General features: G+C 69.0%; 18 protein-coding genes. 10 read left to right on the top strand and 8 right to left on the bottom strand.

The features are described from left to right. Positions 1–11: 11 nt before the first annotated feature. From hisG to F793_RS0103650, 8 genes are all read right to left on the bottom strand, one after another. Positions 12–662, bottom strand: coding sequence for an ATP phosphoribosyltransferase (gene hisG / locus F793_RS0103615; protein ID WP_017942743.1), 651 nt, complete (start codon positions 660–662; stop codon positions 12–14). Positions 663–699: 37 nt separating this feature from the next. Next, positions 700–1,959, bottom strand: a complete 1,260-nt coding sequence (gene murA / locus F793_RS0103620) for a UDP-N-acetylglucosamine 1-carboxyvinyltransferase (protein ID WP_017942742.1) — start codon at positions 1,957–1,959, stop codon at positions 700–702. Between the two features lie 90 nt (positions 1,960–2,049). Then, the gene (locus tag F793_RS0103625; RefSeq protein WP_017942741.1) at positions 2,050–2,367 is read right to left on the bottom strand and encodes a lipid asymmetry maintenance protein MlaB; all 318 of its coding nucleotides are present in this window, start codon (positions 2,365–2,367) and stop codon (positions 2,050–2,052) included. After that, complete coding sequence (locus tag F793_RS0103630) at positions 2,364–3,008, bottom strand: ABC transporter substrate-binding protein (RefSeq protein ID WP_017942740.1); 645 nt, start codon at positions 3,006–3,008, stop codon at positions 2,364–2,366. The genes F793_RS0103625 and F793_RS0103630 overlap by 4 nt, the downstream gene beginning before the upstream one ends. Before the next feature lie 46 nt (positions 3,009–3,054). Next, complete coding sequence (mlaD, locus tag F793_RS0103635; protein WP_017942739.1) at positions 3,055–3,513, bottom strand: outer membrane lipid asymmetry maintenance protein MlaD; 459 nt, start codon at positions 3,511–3,513, stop codon at positions 3,055–3,057. Between the two features lie 28 nt (positions 3,514–3,541). Next, positions 3,542–4,324 (bottom strand): lipid asymmetry maintenance ABC transporter permease subunit MlaE, encoded by a 783-nt coding sequence (mlaE, locus tag F793_RS0103640; protein ID WP_018876513.1) that lies wholly within the window; start codon positions 4,322–4,324, stop codon positions 3,542–3,544. Beyond that, complete coding sequence (locus F793_RS0103645; protein WP_026280880.1) at positions 4,317–5,165, bottom strand: ABC transporter ATP-binding protein; 849 nt, start codon at positions 5,163–5,165, stop codon at positions 4,317–4,319. The genes mlaE and F793_RS0103645 overlap by 8 nt, the downstream gene beginning before the upstream one ends. Positions 5,166–5,239: 74 nt before the next feature. Continuing rightward, positions 5,240–5,893, bottom strand: a complete 654-nt coding sequence (locus tag F793_RS0103650) for a hypothetical protein (RefSeq protein ID WP_018876514.1) — start codon at positions 5,891–5,893, stop codon at positions 5,240–5,242. Positions 5,894–5,995: 102 nt separating this feature from the next. Between F793_RS0103650 and F793_RS0103655 the strand changes: the two genes are divergently transcribed. The 10 genes from F793_RS0103655 (at position 5,996) to hpf (ending at position 14,367) form a co-directional block, all read left to right on the top strand. Continuing rightward, positions 5,996–7,093 (top strand): LLM class flavin-dependent oxidoreductase, encoded by a 1,098-nt coding sequence (locus F793_RS0103655; RefSeq protein WP_018878135.1) that lies wholly within the window; start codon positions 5,996–5,998, stop codon positions 7,091–7,093. Positions 7,094–7,108: 15 nt separating this feature from the next. Continuing rightward, the gene (locus F793_RS0103660; protein ID WP_018878134.1) at positions 7,109–8,035 is read left to right on the top strand and encodes an NAD-dependent epimerase/dehydratase family protein; all 927 of its coding nucleotides are present in this window, start codon (positions 7,109–7,111) and stop codon (positions 8,033–8,035) included. A gap of 56 nt (positions 8,036–8,091) precedes the next feature. Beyond that, on the top strand, positions 8,092–9,069 hold the full coding sequence (locus tag F793_RS0103665; protein ID WP_018882433.1) for a calcium/sodium antiporter: 978 nt from the start codon (positions 8,092–8,094) through the stop codon (positions 9,067–9,069). Then, complete coding sequence (locus F793_RS0103670; protein WP_018865606.1) at positions 9,066–10,043, top strand: KpsF/GutQ family sugar-phosphate isomerase; 978 nt, start codon at positions 9,066–9,068, stop codon at positions 10,041–10,043. The genes F793_RS0103665 and F793_RS0103670 overlap by 4 nt, the downstream gene beginning before the upstream one ends. Further along, complete coding sequence (locus F793_RS0103675; protein ID WP_018865605.1) at positions 10,043–10,582, top strand: HAD family hydrolase; 540 nt, start codon at positions 10,043–10,045, stop codon at positions 10,580–10,582. Before F793_RS0103670 ends, F793_RS0103675 begins: the two co-directional genes overlap by 1 nt. 38 nt (positions 10,583–10,620) lie before the next feature. Further along, a complete protein-coding gene (gene lptC / locus F793_RS0103680; RefSeq protein ID WP_018880011.1) occupies positions 10,621–11,166 on the top strand; it encodes an LPS export ABC transporter periplasmic protein LptC in 546 nt (181 codons plus the stop codon). Beyond that, positions 11,147–11,674 (top strand): lipopolysaccharide transport periplasmic protein LptA, encoded by a 528-nt coding sequence (gene lptA / locus F793_RS0103685; RefSeq protein ID WP_018880012.1) that lies wholly within the window; start codon positions 11,147–11,149, stop codon positions 11,672–11,674. Before lptC ends, lptA begins: the two co-directional genes overlap by 20 nt. Then, positions 11,671–12,441 carry an LPS export ABC transporter ATP-binding protein gene (gene lptB, locus F793_RS0103690; protein WP_018880013.1) on the top strand — a complete coding sequence of 257 codons (771 nt, stop codon included), beginning with the start codon at positions 11,671–11,673 and terminating at the stop codon, positions 12,439–12,441. The genes lptA and lptB overlap by 4 nt, the downstream gene beginning before the upstream one ends. An 89-nt stretch (positions 12,442–12,530) precedes the next feature. After that, complete coding sequence (locus F793_RS0103695; protein ID WP_018882434.1) at positions 12,531–14,012, top strand: RNA polymerase factor sigma-54; 1,482 nt, start codon at positions 12,531–12,533, stop codon at positions 14,010–14,012. A gap of 16 nt (positions 14,013–14,028) precedes the next feature. Next, the gene (hpf, locus tag F793_RS0103700; protein WP_018865600.1) at positions 14,029–14,367 is read left to right on the top strand and encodes a ribosome hibernation-promoting factor, HPF/YfiA family; all 339 of its coding nucleotides are present in this window, start codon (positions 14,029–14,031) and stop codon (positions 14,365–14,367) included. Position 14,368: the final 1 nt, after the last annotated feature.

The following is a 14,368-nucleotide window of genomic DNA, read 5'->3' on the forward strand; positions in this document are numbered from 1 at the left end:
GGTGTTCTCGGTTACGTCGTCGCGGGCGTGACGGCCTCCCGCAGGCCCTCGATGAGATTTTGAATGGTTCTATGTCGCATCTTCATGGCTGCCTGGTTCACGATCAACCGGGAACTGATAGGGGTAATCAGTTCCAGCGGCTCCAGGCCATTGGCCTTGAGGGTGTTCCCGGTATCGACCAGGTCCACGATGTAGTCGGCCAGACCGACCAGCGGCGCCAGTTCCATCGAGCCGTAGAGCTTGATGATCTCGACCTGACGGCCCTGCTGGGCGAAATAGTTCTGCGTGATGTTCACGAACTTGGTGGCGATGCGCAGGCGCTGCTGCGGGTCCGGCTGCTGGCCCGGGCGCCCGGCCAGCATCAGGCGACACTGGGCGATGTGCAGGTCCAGCGGCTCGTACAGCCCCGCGGCCCCGTGCTCCATCAGGACGTCCTTGCCGGCCACGCCAATGGATGCCGCGCCGTGCTGCACATAGGTAGGCACGTCGGTCGCGCGCACCACCACGATCTTCACGTCCTCGCGGTTGGTGTCGAGGATCAGCTTGCGCGTCTTGTCCGGATCCTCCAGCAGTTCAATCCCGGCGCTGGCCAGCAGCGGCAGGGTGTCCTTGAGGATACGGCCCTTGGACAGGGCGATGGTCAGGGCGTTGGGATCCATCATGGGTCAGGCGTTCGTCCGGTTCCGTGTGAGTCGCGTATCAGACCGGCTCGCGACGGATGGTCGCGCCGATCTGGCTCAGTTTTTCCTCGATGCACTCGTAGCCGCGGTCGATATGGTAGATGCGGTCCACCTCGGTCTCGCCCTCGGCCACCAGACCGGCGATGATCAGGCTGGCCGAGGCCCGCAGGTCGGTCGCCATCACCGGCGCGCCAACCAGCCGTTCCACACCCTCGACGATCGCGGTATTGCCCTCGATCGTGATGTGCGCGCCCATGCGCTGCAGCTCCAGCGCATGCATGAAGCGGTTCTCGAAGACCGTCTCCACCACCGAGCCGGTGCCCTCGGCGACCGTGTTCAGCACCATCATCTGCGCCTGCATGTCGGTCGGGAAGGCCGGGAACGGCGCGGTGCGCAGGTTCACCGCCTTCGGCCGGCGGCCTTCCATGTCCAGTTCGATCCAGTCGGGCCCGGTATCCACGCGGGCACCGGCCTCGACCAGCTTGGCCAGGACCGCATCCAGTAGCTCGGGACGGGTATTGCGGCAGCGTACGCGCCCGCGGGTCACGGCCGCCGCGACCAGGAACGTACCGGTCTCGATTCGATCCGGCATCACGTCGTATTCGCAGCCGTGCAGGCGTTCCACGCCCTGCACCCGGATGGTGTCGGTGCCGGCGCCCTGGATCTTCGCCCCCATCGCCGTCAGGCAGTCCGCCAGATCGATCACCTCCGGCTCGCGCGCGGCGTTCTCGATCAGGGTCTCGCCCTCGGCCAGGGTCGCGGCCATCAGCAGGTTCTCGGTCCCGGTCACGGTGACCTGGTCGAACACCACCCGCGCGCCCTTCAGGCGATCCGCGCGCGCATGGATGTAGCCGCCGTCGACATCGATCTCGGCGCCCAGGGCCTCGAGGCCACGCAAGTGCAGATTCACCGGCCGCGAGCCAATCGCACAGCCACCCGGGAGCGACACCTCGGCCTCGCCGAAGCGCGCCAGCAACGGCCCCAGCACCAGGATGGAGGCGCGCATGGTCTTCACCAGATCGTACGGCGCCACACACTGGGTCAGCGTGGTCGGGTCGACCTCGATGCGCATGCGCTCGTTGACCGTCAGGCTTACGCCCATGCGCCCGAGCAGCTCCATGGTCGTGGTGACGTCCTGCAGGTGCGGGACGTTGCCAATGGTCATCGGCCCGTCCGCCAGCAGGGTGGCGGACAGGATCGGCAACACGGCGTTCTTGGCCCCGGAGATCCAGACCTGACCCTCGAGTCGGCCGCCTCCGGTGATGATCAGCTTGTCCATGGGGTGCCCGGATTCACCGCCGGACCGACCATGGCCCGGCGAAACGCGCCATGATAACGAATCCGCGCGGCACTCGCCCGTTCGCCCGGGTCAGGCCACGGATCGGGCCGCGGAGTCGGTGATGATCGCCTCCAGGTCATACAGCCCCAGCAGCGGCCGGAGCCCGTCCGGCAGGGGTTCGAAGACCAGCGTGCGGCCCTGCTCCCGCGCCCGGCGCCAGAGGATGACGAGGAAGGCCACGCCGGCGCTGTCGATGCGTCCGGCCCGGGACAGATCCACCCGCGCATGCTCCGGCAGGTGCGCCATCAGCCCGCACGCCCGGGCCTCCAGCCCGGAGACGGTGGCGAAGGTCAGCGGCCCGCTGACGACCAGGCCACCGTCATCGGCCCGGATCTGTGCATCGCTCACGGGTTGCCGGCCCCGTTGTCCTGGATGGCATCGCCCACCGCGTCCTCGACCAGACTCTCGTCCCCGTCTTCCAGGCGCTCGATCAGGGCGTCCAGACCGTCGCGGTTGATCTCCTCGTTGAAGCGGGTGCGGAAGTTGCCCACGAAGCTGAGCCCCTCGGCCTCGACATCGAAGACCTTCCATTCGCCGTTCACCGGGCGCAGCCGGTAGTTCACCTGGATGTTCGACTGGCCGGATCCCATCACCACCTCGGTGGCCACCACCGCCATGCGCTCGTCCTGGCGCGAGCGGCGCTCGATCACGCGCACATCCTTGTCCAGATGGTCGGCCAGTTGCACCCCGTAGGCCTGCAGCAGCGTGTTCTTGAAGGCTTCGGTGAACCGGCTTTGCTGCTCGCTGCTGGCATCCCGCCAGTGGCGCGCCAGGACCAGCCGGGCCATGCCGTTGACGTCCACGCCCGGCAGGATCTTGTCCTCGATGACACCGATCACGAAGTCCGGATCCTCCTGCGCACGCGACTCGTTGGCGCGCAGCTCCTTGTACACCGCGTCGATGGACTGCTGGATGATCTCGGCGGGATTGTCGGCCTGGGCCGGCGCCGCCAGCAGCAGGACCATCAGCCCCAGCGGCAGGCTCCACATATAGTCACGCAACCGTGTCATGTCTCTTGCTCCGGGTTTGGGCGAATCAGTCACTACCCATGTTGGTCATGAAACGACCAATGAGGTTCTCCAGCACCAGGGCCGACTGGGTAAACATCAGCTCGTCGCCGTCCTGCAGGGTTTCGTAGTCGCCGCCCGGCTCCAGGGCGATGTACTGCTCGCCCAGCAGCCCCGCGGTATGGATAGCCGCCTGCGTATCCATCGGCAGATAGTCGTGCTCCGAGCGGATGGCGAGGGTCACCTCGGCGCGGAAGCGCTCCGGATCGTAGCGGATATCCGCAACCCGGCCGATGCGCACACCCGAGACCGTGACCGGGGCCCGGGTCTTGAGCCCGCCGATGTTGTCGAAGTAGCCGGTCACCGTGTAGGTGTCGCGGTCGTGGTAGTCGGTTACGTTGCTGACCTGGACCGCCAGGTAGAACAGCGCCCCGATGCCCAGCAGTACGAAGACACCCACTGCCAGTTCGAAGAAACGTACCTTCATATTGCCACCCTAGGGAAATACTGGTTGGTCAACCCGCGCCGAACATCAGCCCGGTCAGGATGAAATCGAGGCCCAGCACCGCCAGCGACGCGACCACCACCGTTTGCGTGGTCGCGCGCGAGATGCCCTCGGAGGTCGGCTGCGCGTTGAAGCCCTGGAACACCGCGATCCAGGTCACCACGAAGCCGAACACGATGCTCTTGATCACGCCGGACAGCACATCCTCGTTCCAGTCGGTCACCGACTGCATCTGCGAGAAGTAGGCGCCGCTGTCCACGCCAAGCAGCCCCACCCCGACGATATAGCCACCCATCACCCCTACGGCGCTGAAGATCGCGGCCAGCAGCGGCATGGAGAGGAATCCGGCGACAAAGCGTGGCGCGAAGATCCGGCGGTACGGATTCACCGCCATCATCTCCATCGCCGAGAGCTGCTCCGTGGTCTTCATCAGGCCCAGCTCTGCGGTCAGCGCCGAGCCGGCGCGGCCGGCGAACAGCAGCGCGGTAACCACCGGACCCAGCTCGCGCACCAGCGACAGCGCCACCACCCCGCCCAGGGCCTCGGCCGCGCCGAAGTTCACCAGCGTGATGTAGCCCTGGTACCCGAGCACCATGCCGACGAACAGCCCCGACACGATGATGATCAGCAGCGAGCGCACGCCCACCGAATACACCTGGGCGAGTGTCAGGCCGAACCGACGGATGACGATATCGAGGCTCGCCAGCACCCGCATCAGGAAGACGAAGGCGCGACCGAACACCACCAGGGCGTTGATCGTGGTCCGGCCCAGCGAGGCAATCGCGTCAGTCATCGCGGCGCTCCCCCTGTCCCAGCAGGCCCTGTCCCAGCAGGTCGTCGCGATAGGACGCGCCCGGATAGTGGAACGGCACCGGCCCGTCCGGGCGGCCCTGCAGGAACTGCGCGCTCCAGTCGGAGGCGCGCGCCTCCAGCTCGTCCGGCGGCCCGGCATCCACCACTCGGCCATTGGCGATCAGCACCACATGGTCGGAGATCGCCATGGCCTCCGCCACATCGTGCGAGACCAGCACGCTGGTGAGCCCCAGGCTCTCGTTGGTCTGGCGAATCAGGCTGACGATCTGGCCCATGGTGATCGGATCAAGCCCGGTGAACGGTTCGTCGTAGAGGATCAGGTCCGGGTCCAGCGCGATGGCCCGCGCCAGGGCGACGCGCCGGGCCATGCCCCCGGACAGCGAGGCCGGGTCCAGCTCGCGCGCCGCGCGCAGACCCACCGCCTCCAGCTTCAGCAGCACCAGTGCGTGCAGCACATCCTCCGGCAGATCGGTGTGCTCGCGCAGCGGGAAGGCGACGTTCTCGAATACGGAAAGGTCGGTCAGCAGCGCGCCGCTCTGGAACAGCATGCCCATGCGCTTGCGCAGGGCGTACAGGCGGCGGGTGGAGAGCTTCGCCACCTCCTGGCCATCCACCCAGATGCGCCCCGCGTCCGGGCGCAGCTGTCCGCCGATCAGGCGCAGCAGGGTCGTCTTGCCGCTGCCGCTGGGGCCCATCACGGTCGTCACCTGCCCGCGCGGGATACGCATCGACAAGTCGTCGAAGACCACCTTGCGCCCGCGCCGGAAACGCAGGTTCTCGATCACGATATGCGGACTGTCTGCCACTGCCGGGTCAGCCACGCGCGCTCCTCGCCATTAAGGAACCCGGAAGTCTGGCCGCCGGCCGGTGGACCGTCAAACCCACGGGGAGATGCTCATCCCATTCCCAGTAGCTGGGCGATGGTCCGAAAGTCCGACAGACGGTCCGGGCGGGCCCGCAGGAAGACCGGAGTCTCACCGCTTCCGCCGGCCGCACCCAGGGCCTCCACCAGCGCACGCCAGCCCGGCGCGCCCAGGCCCGGCTCGGGGGTGATCTGCCAGGCTCCACCCACGGTCGTCGATCCCGTCGGGGCCGGATAAAACAAAGCCGCCTCGGCGTGGGTGATCGTATGTGGCTCACCGGGTCCATAGACCATCAGTCGCGCCAGGCCGGCCGCCTCGAGCGCCTCCCGGATTGCCGAGACCTGCGCCGCCGTCATCGGCCCCGGCGCCACTGCCTGCAGACAGGGGCCCGCGGCCTCGGCAAGCGCGAGCGCCCGCGCGGCCCCCGACTCGGGCGTAACCTCCGCCGGCCACTCGAGCGTCAGCCGCAGCGCGGGGGCGACGGCCTCGTCCCAGTCGCCGAACGCGGGGGCCGAGGTCTCCAGCCACAGCGCGGCGGGCAGCAGCAGGCGGCTGTGATAGTGGGTGTAATACTCGAGTTGCCACTCGCGCGGCAGATCCTCCGGGAAGAAGCCTTCCCACCAGTCCTCGCCGGGGCCCGCGACTCCGGCGGCCTGCAGCGCCAGCGCTTCCTGATCGTTCGTCATGTCTCTCCTTCCGTGCCGTCACCGCCCGACCATCACCACGTTGTAACCGTATCCTCGCGCAGTCTGCTTGTATCGCCCCCGTGCGCGCGGCACAGTTGCGCCATGCGCTTCGACCTGTTCCATGAACTCTCGGTGCCCGACTTCCTGCAGACCTCCGAATCGGAGGTGCTGGAGAACACCCTGCGCCTGTGGGAGCGGGCCGACCGCCTGGGCTTCGGCACCGCCTGGCTGGTGGAACACCACCTGATGCCGGAGTTCTCGCACTCCACCGCGCCGGACCTGGTCCTGGCCGCCGCCAGCCAGCGCACCGAGCACCTGCGCCTGGGGCTCGGCGTAGTGCCCCTGCCCTACCACCACCCGCTGCGGGTGGCCCAGCGGGTCGGCATGCTGGACCAGCTCTCCGGCGGTCGGCTGGACCTCGGCATCGGACGCGGCTTCTCGCCGCGCGAATATGCCACATTCGGGGCCGAGATGAGCGAGTCCCGCGCGCGGGTCGATGCCGGGCTGGACGCGCTGCGCCAGGCCTTCGCGACCGGCCGCATCACCCAGGACGGCCCGTTCCATCACCTGGACGACGTGCCCGTGATGCCGCGCCCGGTGCAGGCCCCGCACCCGCCGATCTGGACCGCCGCGGTCAGCCCGGAGTCCTTCACCTGGGCGGCCGAGCAGGGCATCGGGGCGCTGGCGGGCCCGTTCAAGCCCTGGCAGATGATCCGCGAGGACATCCGCCTGTACCACGAGGCCTGGGATGCCTCGCGCGCCGATATCGCCCATCCGCCGCGGGTCGGCATGACGCTTGGAGTCCTGTGCCTGCCGGACGGCAAACGCGCCCGGCGCGAGGCCAAGCCTGCGTTCGAGTGGTTCTACCGCCACATGTTCCAGCAGACCCTGCCGGTGCTGGAACGCCTGATCGAGGGCTACGACTACTACCGTTCGCTGGGCCGCTTCCGCCACCTGGTCAAGGCCGGGATCAACCTCAAGATCCTCGACATGCTGGGCATGACGCTGGTCGGCACGCCCGCCGAGTGTCGCGAGCGCATCGAGGGACTGCGCGAGGCGGGGGTCGACCAGGTCCTGCTCGCCTTCGGCGCCGGCGCCGTCCCGCAGGCCCTGGCCGAGGAGTCCATGGACTGCTTCGCGGAGGAGGTCATGCCCGCGTTCGCCGATCCCGCTCCAGCCGTCGCCCGCAGCGCGACCTGAGGGCCACACGGACCCATGCATATCGCCGTGACCGGCGCGGCCGGATGCGTGGGACAGGCCCTGCTGCCCGCCCTGGCGCGCGAGCCGGCGATCCTGCGCATCCTCGCGCTGGACCGGACCCCGCCGGCGCTCCCCCCGCCGGGAGGCGCCGCCGTCTGCGAGGCCCGTGTGGGCGACCTGACGCGGCTCCGGCCGGAGGATCTGGCCGGGGTCGACACCCTGGTGCACCTCGCCTTCCAGTTGATGGGGGGCCACGGCCGCCGGCACGACCGTGCCTGGGTCCGGCAGCAGAATGTCGCCCTCAGTGATCAGGTCTTTCGGACCGCCATCGCCGCCGGCGTGCGCCACCTCGTGTTCCTGTCCAGCGCCGCGGTCTACGGCCCCTGGCCGGACAGCCCGCAGCCCCTGACCGAAGACCACCCGACCCGGCCGCGCTTCCCCTATGCAGAGGACAAGGTGGCCGTGGAGCAGGCCCTGCGCGCCCTCGCGCGCGAACACCCTGAATGCCGCGTGACTATCCTGCGCCCGCCCGCGATCGTCGGGCCGCATGCGCACCCGCTGCTGCTGCAGATCGCCCGCGGACGTTTCTATCCCGCCGCGGGCGAGCAGCCGGTGCAGATCCTGTGGGAGGACGACGCCGCGGCGGCGATCGCCCGCAGCGTGACCACCCGCACACAGGGCACCTTCAATCTGGGGGCCGAACCCGCCTGGTCACTGCGGGCCATGGCTCGCCACCAGCGGCGCTGGGGGGTACCGGTCCCCCTGGGACTGATCCGCGCCCTGCACCCGCTGGCCTGGCGCCTGAGCGCCCGCGCGGGCGACCCCGGGTGGGTGCGCGGGCTGGACGGCCCGCTGGTGCTGGACTGCGCCCGCGCTCGCGAGCAGCTGGGCTGGACCCCGCGGGTCAGTACCACCGCGTGCCTGGAGCGCCTGCGCCACTGACACAGCGCCCCAATCCGCTACAATCGCGGCCTGACCGTTCGGGACCCGTCTGCCCCATGGCCCTACCCATCGCCGCCGTCATCGTCGGCCTGATCCTGCTGACCTGGAGTGCCGACCGCTTCGTGTTCGGCGCCTCCGCCTTTGCCCGCGGGGTCGGCGTGAGCCCGCTGGTCATCGGCCTGACCATTGTCGCCTTCGGCACCTCGGCCCCGGAGCTCGTGGTCTCGGTCCTCGCGAGCCTGCAGGGCAACCCGGGCGTGGCGGTAGGCAACGCGATCGGTTCGAACATCGCTAACATCGCACTGGTGCTGGGGGCCGCCGCGGTGGTCGCACCGCTGGCGATCGGCCGCGGCATGGTTCGCCGCGAACTGCCGATCCTGTTGCTGGTCAGCTTCGGCGTCCTGCTCCTGCTGGTCGGCGGCGAGCTGGGCCAGATGGAAGGCATCGCCCTGCTCGCGGGACTGACCGCATTCACCGCCTGGATGGCGTTGACCGCCCGCCGCGCGCAACAGGCCTCGGGCGAGGATGCCCCCGAAGTCGTGCGCGGCATGGTGGAGACCATCCCGGACAGCGATCGCCTCGGTCCCGCGATTGCGTGGCTGGTGTTCGGGCTACTGCTCCTGCTGGCCAGCAGCCAGGCCCTGGTCTGGGGCGCGGTGGAAATCGCCGAACAACTGGGGGTCAGCGATCTGGTCATCGGCCTGACCATCGTCGCGATCGGCACCAGCCTGCCCGAGCTGGCCACATCGGTGGTCGCCGCCTTCCGCCGCGAGGCGGGGCTGGCGATCGGCAACGTGGTCGGCTCCAACCTGTTCAACCTGCTCGCGGTGCTGGCGGTTCCGGCCCTGATCGCGCCGCTGGCAATCGACGCCGACGTCCTCGCACGCGACTATCCCGTGATGCTGGCACTGACGGTGGCCCTGTTCCTGATCGCGCTGGGCCGCCGGGGACAGATCCTGCGCTGGCAGGGCGCCCTTCTCCTCGTCGCCTTCGCAAGCTACCTTGTCTATTTGGGAATTACGGCAACTGCATGAACTTCAACCCCGAAACCACCCGCAACCTGGCCCTGGCCGTCCTCAACGACGAGGCCGAGGCCGTGCACAACCTCGCCCGGCGCATCGACGACAGCTTCCTCGAGGCCTGCCGCTGCATCCTCGAGTGCAAGGGCCGCGTGATCGTCACCGGCATGGGCAAGTCCGGGCACATTGGCAGCAAGCTGGCCGCGACCCTGGCCTCCACGGGCACCCCCGCGTTCTTCGTGCACCCGGGCGAGGCCAGCCATGGCGATCTCGGGATGATCACCCGCGAGGATGTGGTCATCGCGCTGTCGAACTCCGGAGAGACCGACGAAATCCTCACCATCCTGCCGCTGATCCGGCGCCTGGGCGTGCCGCTGATCGCGATGACCGGCAACCCCGGCTCGCGCCTGGGCGCCGACGCCACCGTGCACCTCGATGTCAGTGTCGAGCGCGAGGCCTGCCCGCTGGGCCTGGCCCCCACCTCCAGCACCACCGCGGCGCTGGCGATGGGCGACGCCCTGGCGGTCGCGGTACTGGATGCACGCGGCTTCACCGCCAACGACTTCGCCCGCTCGCACCCTGGCGGCCGGCTGGGCCGGCGGCTGCTGGTGCATGTCGCCGACATCATGCACACCGGCGACGCGATCCCGCGCATCACGCCGGAGGCCCCGCTGAAGGACGCCCTGTTCGAGATCACCCGCAAGGGCCTCGGGCTGGTGATCGTGGCCGGCGCCGACGACCGCATCCAGGGCGTGTTCACCGATGGCGACCTGCGCCGCACCCTGGATGCCGGGCACAGCCTGGACGGCCTGACCATCGGCGAGGCGATGACCACCGGCGGCCACACCGCGCAGCCCGACTGGCTGGCGGTCACGGCACTCGAGACCATGGAGAGCCGGCGCATCAACGCCCTGCCGGTCACCGACGCCGACCAGCGCCTGGTCGGCGTGATCAACATGCACGACCTGCTGCGCGCCGGGGTGGCCTGATGAACCTGGATGCCGCGACCCTGCGCACCCGCCAGCAAGCCGTACGCCTGCTGATTCTGGACGTGGACGGCGTGCTGACCGACGGCAGCCTGTTCCTGGGCGATGGCGGCGAGCAGTACAAGGCCTTCAACAGCCGCGACGGCCACGGGATCCGCCTGGCGCTGGACGGCGGCCTCGACATCGCCATCCTGACCGGGCGCACCTCCGGGGTGGTCGAACACCGCATGCGGGACCTGGGCGTGGAGCACCTGATCCAGGGCCGCCGCGACAAGGGCGAGGCCCTGCACGAGTTGCTGCAGCGCACCGGCCATGACCCGGCGGAAGCCGCCTTCATGGGCGACGACATCGTCGATCTGCCGGCCATGCAGCGGGTCGGGCTCGGGATCGCGGTCGGGGACGCCCACCCGCTGGTATGCCGCCACGCCCAGTGGGTCACCGAGGCCCACGGCGGGCGCGGCGCCGTGCGCGAGGCCTGCGAGGGGCTGCTGGCCGCGCAGGACCGGCTGGACGCCCTGCTCGAGACCTACCTGAACGGATGAGCCGGCGGAGACGCAACCGGTACGGTCTGGCGCCGCCGTTGGTCCTGTTCACGCTGGCGTGCGCAAGCCCCGCAACCGCCGAGGTCACCCCGCCCGAGGGCGAGGTGACCCTGCAGATCGACGGATTCACGCTGCACGCCACCGGCGACGACGGTGAGCGGACCCACCGGCTGCAGGGCACCCGACTGCGCGAATTCGGCCGCGACGGGCCGCAGTGGGTGGATGACCCGGAACTCGACCTGTTCGCCGATGGCGGTATCGAATGGCGCTGGACCGCCCCGGCGGCCCTGCACCGCCCGGCTGACGAAACCCTGGACCTGGTCGGCCCCACCCACGGCGTACAACCAGCCCGCGGCGAACGCGTGCAGACGGTCATCGACTCGCGGGATGTACGTATCGCCACAGACACCATGGTCGCCACCTCGGACGCCCTCTCCACCCTGAACCAGCCCGGGCTGTTCCAGCGCGGCACCGGCCTGCGCGTGGACTCGCGAGCGGATACCATAGAGCTGTTCCATGACGTGTACTCGCTCTACAGCGAGGCGAGCGAGGAGGACCCCGCGCATGACCCCGATCCCGAATAGCCGCCGCCTGCCGGGCCTGCTTGCGGCGGCCGGCCTCCTCTCCGCCCTGCTGGCGACGCCGGCCCTGGGCCAGCAGGGATCGGGACCCTCGCTGCCGGTGGAGATCACCGCCGACCGCGCGGAGATGGACGAACGCCAGGGCCTGGGCACCTACACCGGGGACGTGATCGTGATCCGCGGCGACATGACGCTGGAGGCCGACACGGTCTACGTGCGCACCCGGGATCGTCGCCCTTACGAGATGGAGGCCCACGGCGAGCCGGCCCGCCTGGAATCCCCCGACCCCGAGACCGGCGAGATGCGCATCGCCACCGCGCTGCGCATCGACTACCTGCTGAACGAGGACCGCATGATCCTCACCGACCAGGCCCATGTGATCACCGCCAGCGAAGAGGCGCGCGGCAAGCGCATCACCTACGACCTGACCACCGACGTGATCGAGGCCGAACGCGGCGAGGGCGACAGCGAACGCGTACGCATCACCATCCAGCCACGCGACGACGAATGAACGCACCCGCCACCAGCCCGGCGCCGGAACCCGCCGAGGCCCGTGATCGCCTGATCGGGCGCGAACTGACCAAGCGCTACGGCCAGCGCACCGTGCTCGACCAGGTGGATGTCGACCTCGCACCCGGTGAAGTGGTCGGCCTACTGGGTCCCAACGGCGCCGGCAAGACCACCTGCTTCTACAGCCTGGTCGGGCTGATCCGCCCTAACGCCGGGCGCATCACCCTGGGCGGGCACGACATCACCCGCGCGCCCATTCACGTGCGCGCCCGCGCCGGTCTCGGCTACCTGCCCCAGGAGGCCTCGATCTTTCGCCGCCTGAGCGTGTGGGACAACCTGCAGGCCGTGCTGGAGCTGCGCCCCGGCCTGGACCGCCACGAACGCCGGCGTATCGGCGACGCGCTGATCGAGGAGTTTCAGCTCGAGACCGTGCGCCACAGCCCCGGGATCGCGCTGTCCGGCGGCGAACGTCGGCGCGCCGAGATTGCGCGGGCCCTGGCCGGTGACCCGCAATTCATCTGCCTGGACGAGCCCTTTGCCGGGGTGGACCCGATCTCGGTGGGCGATATCCAGGATGTAATTCGCCACCTTGCAGCGCGCGGCATCGGGGTTCTGATCTCCGATCACAACGTGCGCGAAACCCTCGGGATCTGCCACAGGGCCTATATTCTGAGCGAGGGGCGCCTGCTGGCCGCCGGGACACCCGACGAGCTACTGGCCGACCCCCAGGTGCGCCGGGTCTATCTCGGCGAGAATTTCCGCCTGTGATGCCGGCACGCGCACAACCCGCGCCGGTGCACAAACCACGAGGCAGCATTTAAGATCGCTCTTATGGTCACCCGCGCCCCGCACAGCCAATGCTGAAACCCGGCCTGAATCTTCAGCTGGGTCAGACGCTCACCATGACCCCGCAACTGCAGCAGGCCATCCGCCTGTTGCAGCTGTCCACGCTCGAACTACAGGTGGAGATCCAGCAGGCGCTGGAGAGCAACCCGATGCTGGAGCAGGTGGAGGACGAGGACGAGATGGCCGCGACCGAGCGCCTGGACGCGGAGGGCGAGGTGGTGGAAGGCGACCGCATGGAGGCCACCACCACCAGCGATGACGTGATCCCCGAGGAGCTGACCACCGACAGCCGCTGGGACGACATCTACGAACCGCCGCCCGCCCCCAAGGGCGTGGACGACCGCGACCCGCTGGAGAATACCAGCGACGACGACGGCGAGGGCCTGCAGGACCACCTGTTGTGGCAGCTGCACCTGAGCCACCTGACCCCGCGCGACCAGCGCATCGGCGCGGCCCTGATTGACGCGATCAGCCCCGATGGCTATCTCGAAGGCGACCTCGAGACCCTGGCCGAGACCATCAGCCGCGGCGAGGACGAACCCGTCGGCGTCGACGAGGTCGAGGCGGTCCTGCACTGGATCCAGCAATGCGACCCGCTGGGCGTGGGCGCGCGCGACCTGCGCGAGTGCCTGGAGATCCAGCTACGCGAGCTGGCCCCGGATGCCCCCGCCCGCGAGGCCGCCCGGGCGATCCTGGAACACGGCATGGACAGCCTGGGCAAGCGCGATTACAAGGCCCTGCAGCGCCAGTCCGGGGTGCGCGACCCGGACGAACTGGCGCGCGCCCTGGACCTGATCCGCACCCTGAACCCGCGACCGGGCGCACAGATCAGCTCCGCCACCTCCGAGTACGTGGTGCCGGACGTCTACGTGCGCCACACCCCGGACGGCTGGCGCGTGGAGCTGAACCCGGAGATCGCGCCACGCATCCGTATCAACGACCTCTACGCCGGCATGGTGCGCCAGGTATCGGATGCGCGCGACAGTGCCTTCATGCGCGACCAGCTGCAGGAGGCGCGCTGGTTCCTGAAGAGCCTGCACAGCCGCAACGACACCCTGCTGCGCGTCGCTGAGGCGATCGTCCATCGCCAGCAGGGCTTCCTGGAACACGGCGAGGTCGCGATGCAGCCATTGATCCTGCGCGATATCGCCGAGATCCTGGAGATGCACGAATCGACCATCTCCCGGGTCACAACCCAGAAATACATGCACACCCCGCGCGGGGTCTTCGAGTTCAAGTATTTCTTTTCCAGCCACGTCGGCACCAACGACGGTGGCGAGTGTTCCGCCACCGCCATCCGTGCCATGATTCGCGAATTGATCGACGACGAACCCGCGAACAAGCCGCTCAGCGATGCCCGGCTCGCCCAGATCCTGGCGGACCGGGGCATCAATGTGGCGCGTCGCACCGTAGCCAAGTACCGCGAGGCGATGCACATCCCTTCATCCAGCGAACGCCGGCAGATGGCCTCGATGCCCACCGGCCACAAGTAACCAAGGAGTCCCGACCATGCAGATCAACCTGACCGGCCACCATGTGGACCTCACCGACGCCCTGCGCGACTACGTCAACGAGAAGTTCGCGAAGCTGGAGCGCCACTTCGACAAGGTCATCGACGTGCACGTCGTGCTGACCCACGAGAAGACCCAGAACCAGTTCAACAAGGCCGAGGCGAATCTCCAGGTCAGCGGCAATCACATCCACGCCGAGGCCTCCCACGAGGACATGTACGCCGCCATCGACGCGCTGATCGACAAGGTCGACCGCCAGCTGATCAAGCACAAGGAAAAGGTCAAGGATCATCACCGGGCCGAGGGCGCCCAGCGCAATCGCGAGCAGGCCTCCTGAC

It is taken from the genome of Thioalkalivibrio sp. ALE22, assembly GCF_000381445.1.
Taxonomy (GTDB): domain Bacteria; phylum Pseudomonadota; class Gammaproteobacteria; order Ectothiorhodospirales; family Ectothiorhodospiraceae; genus Thioalkalivibrio.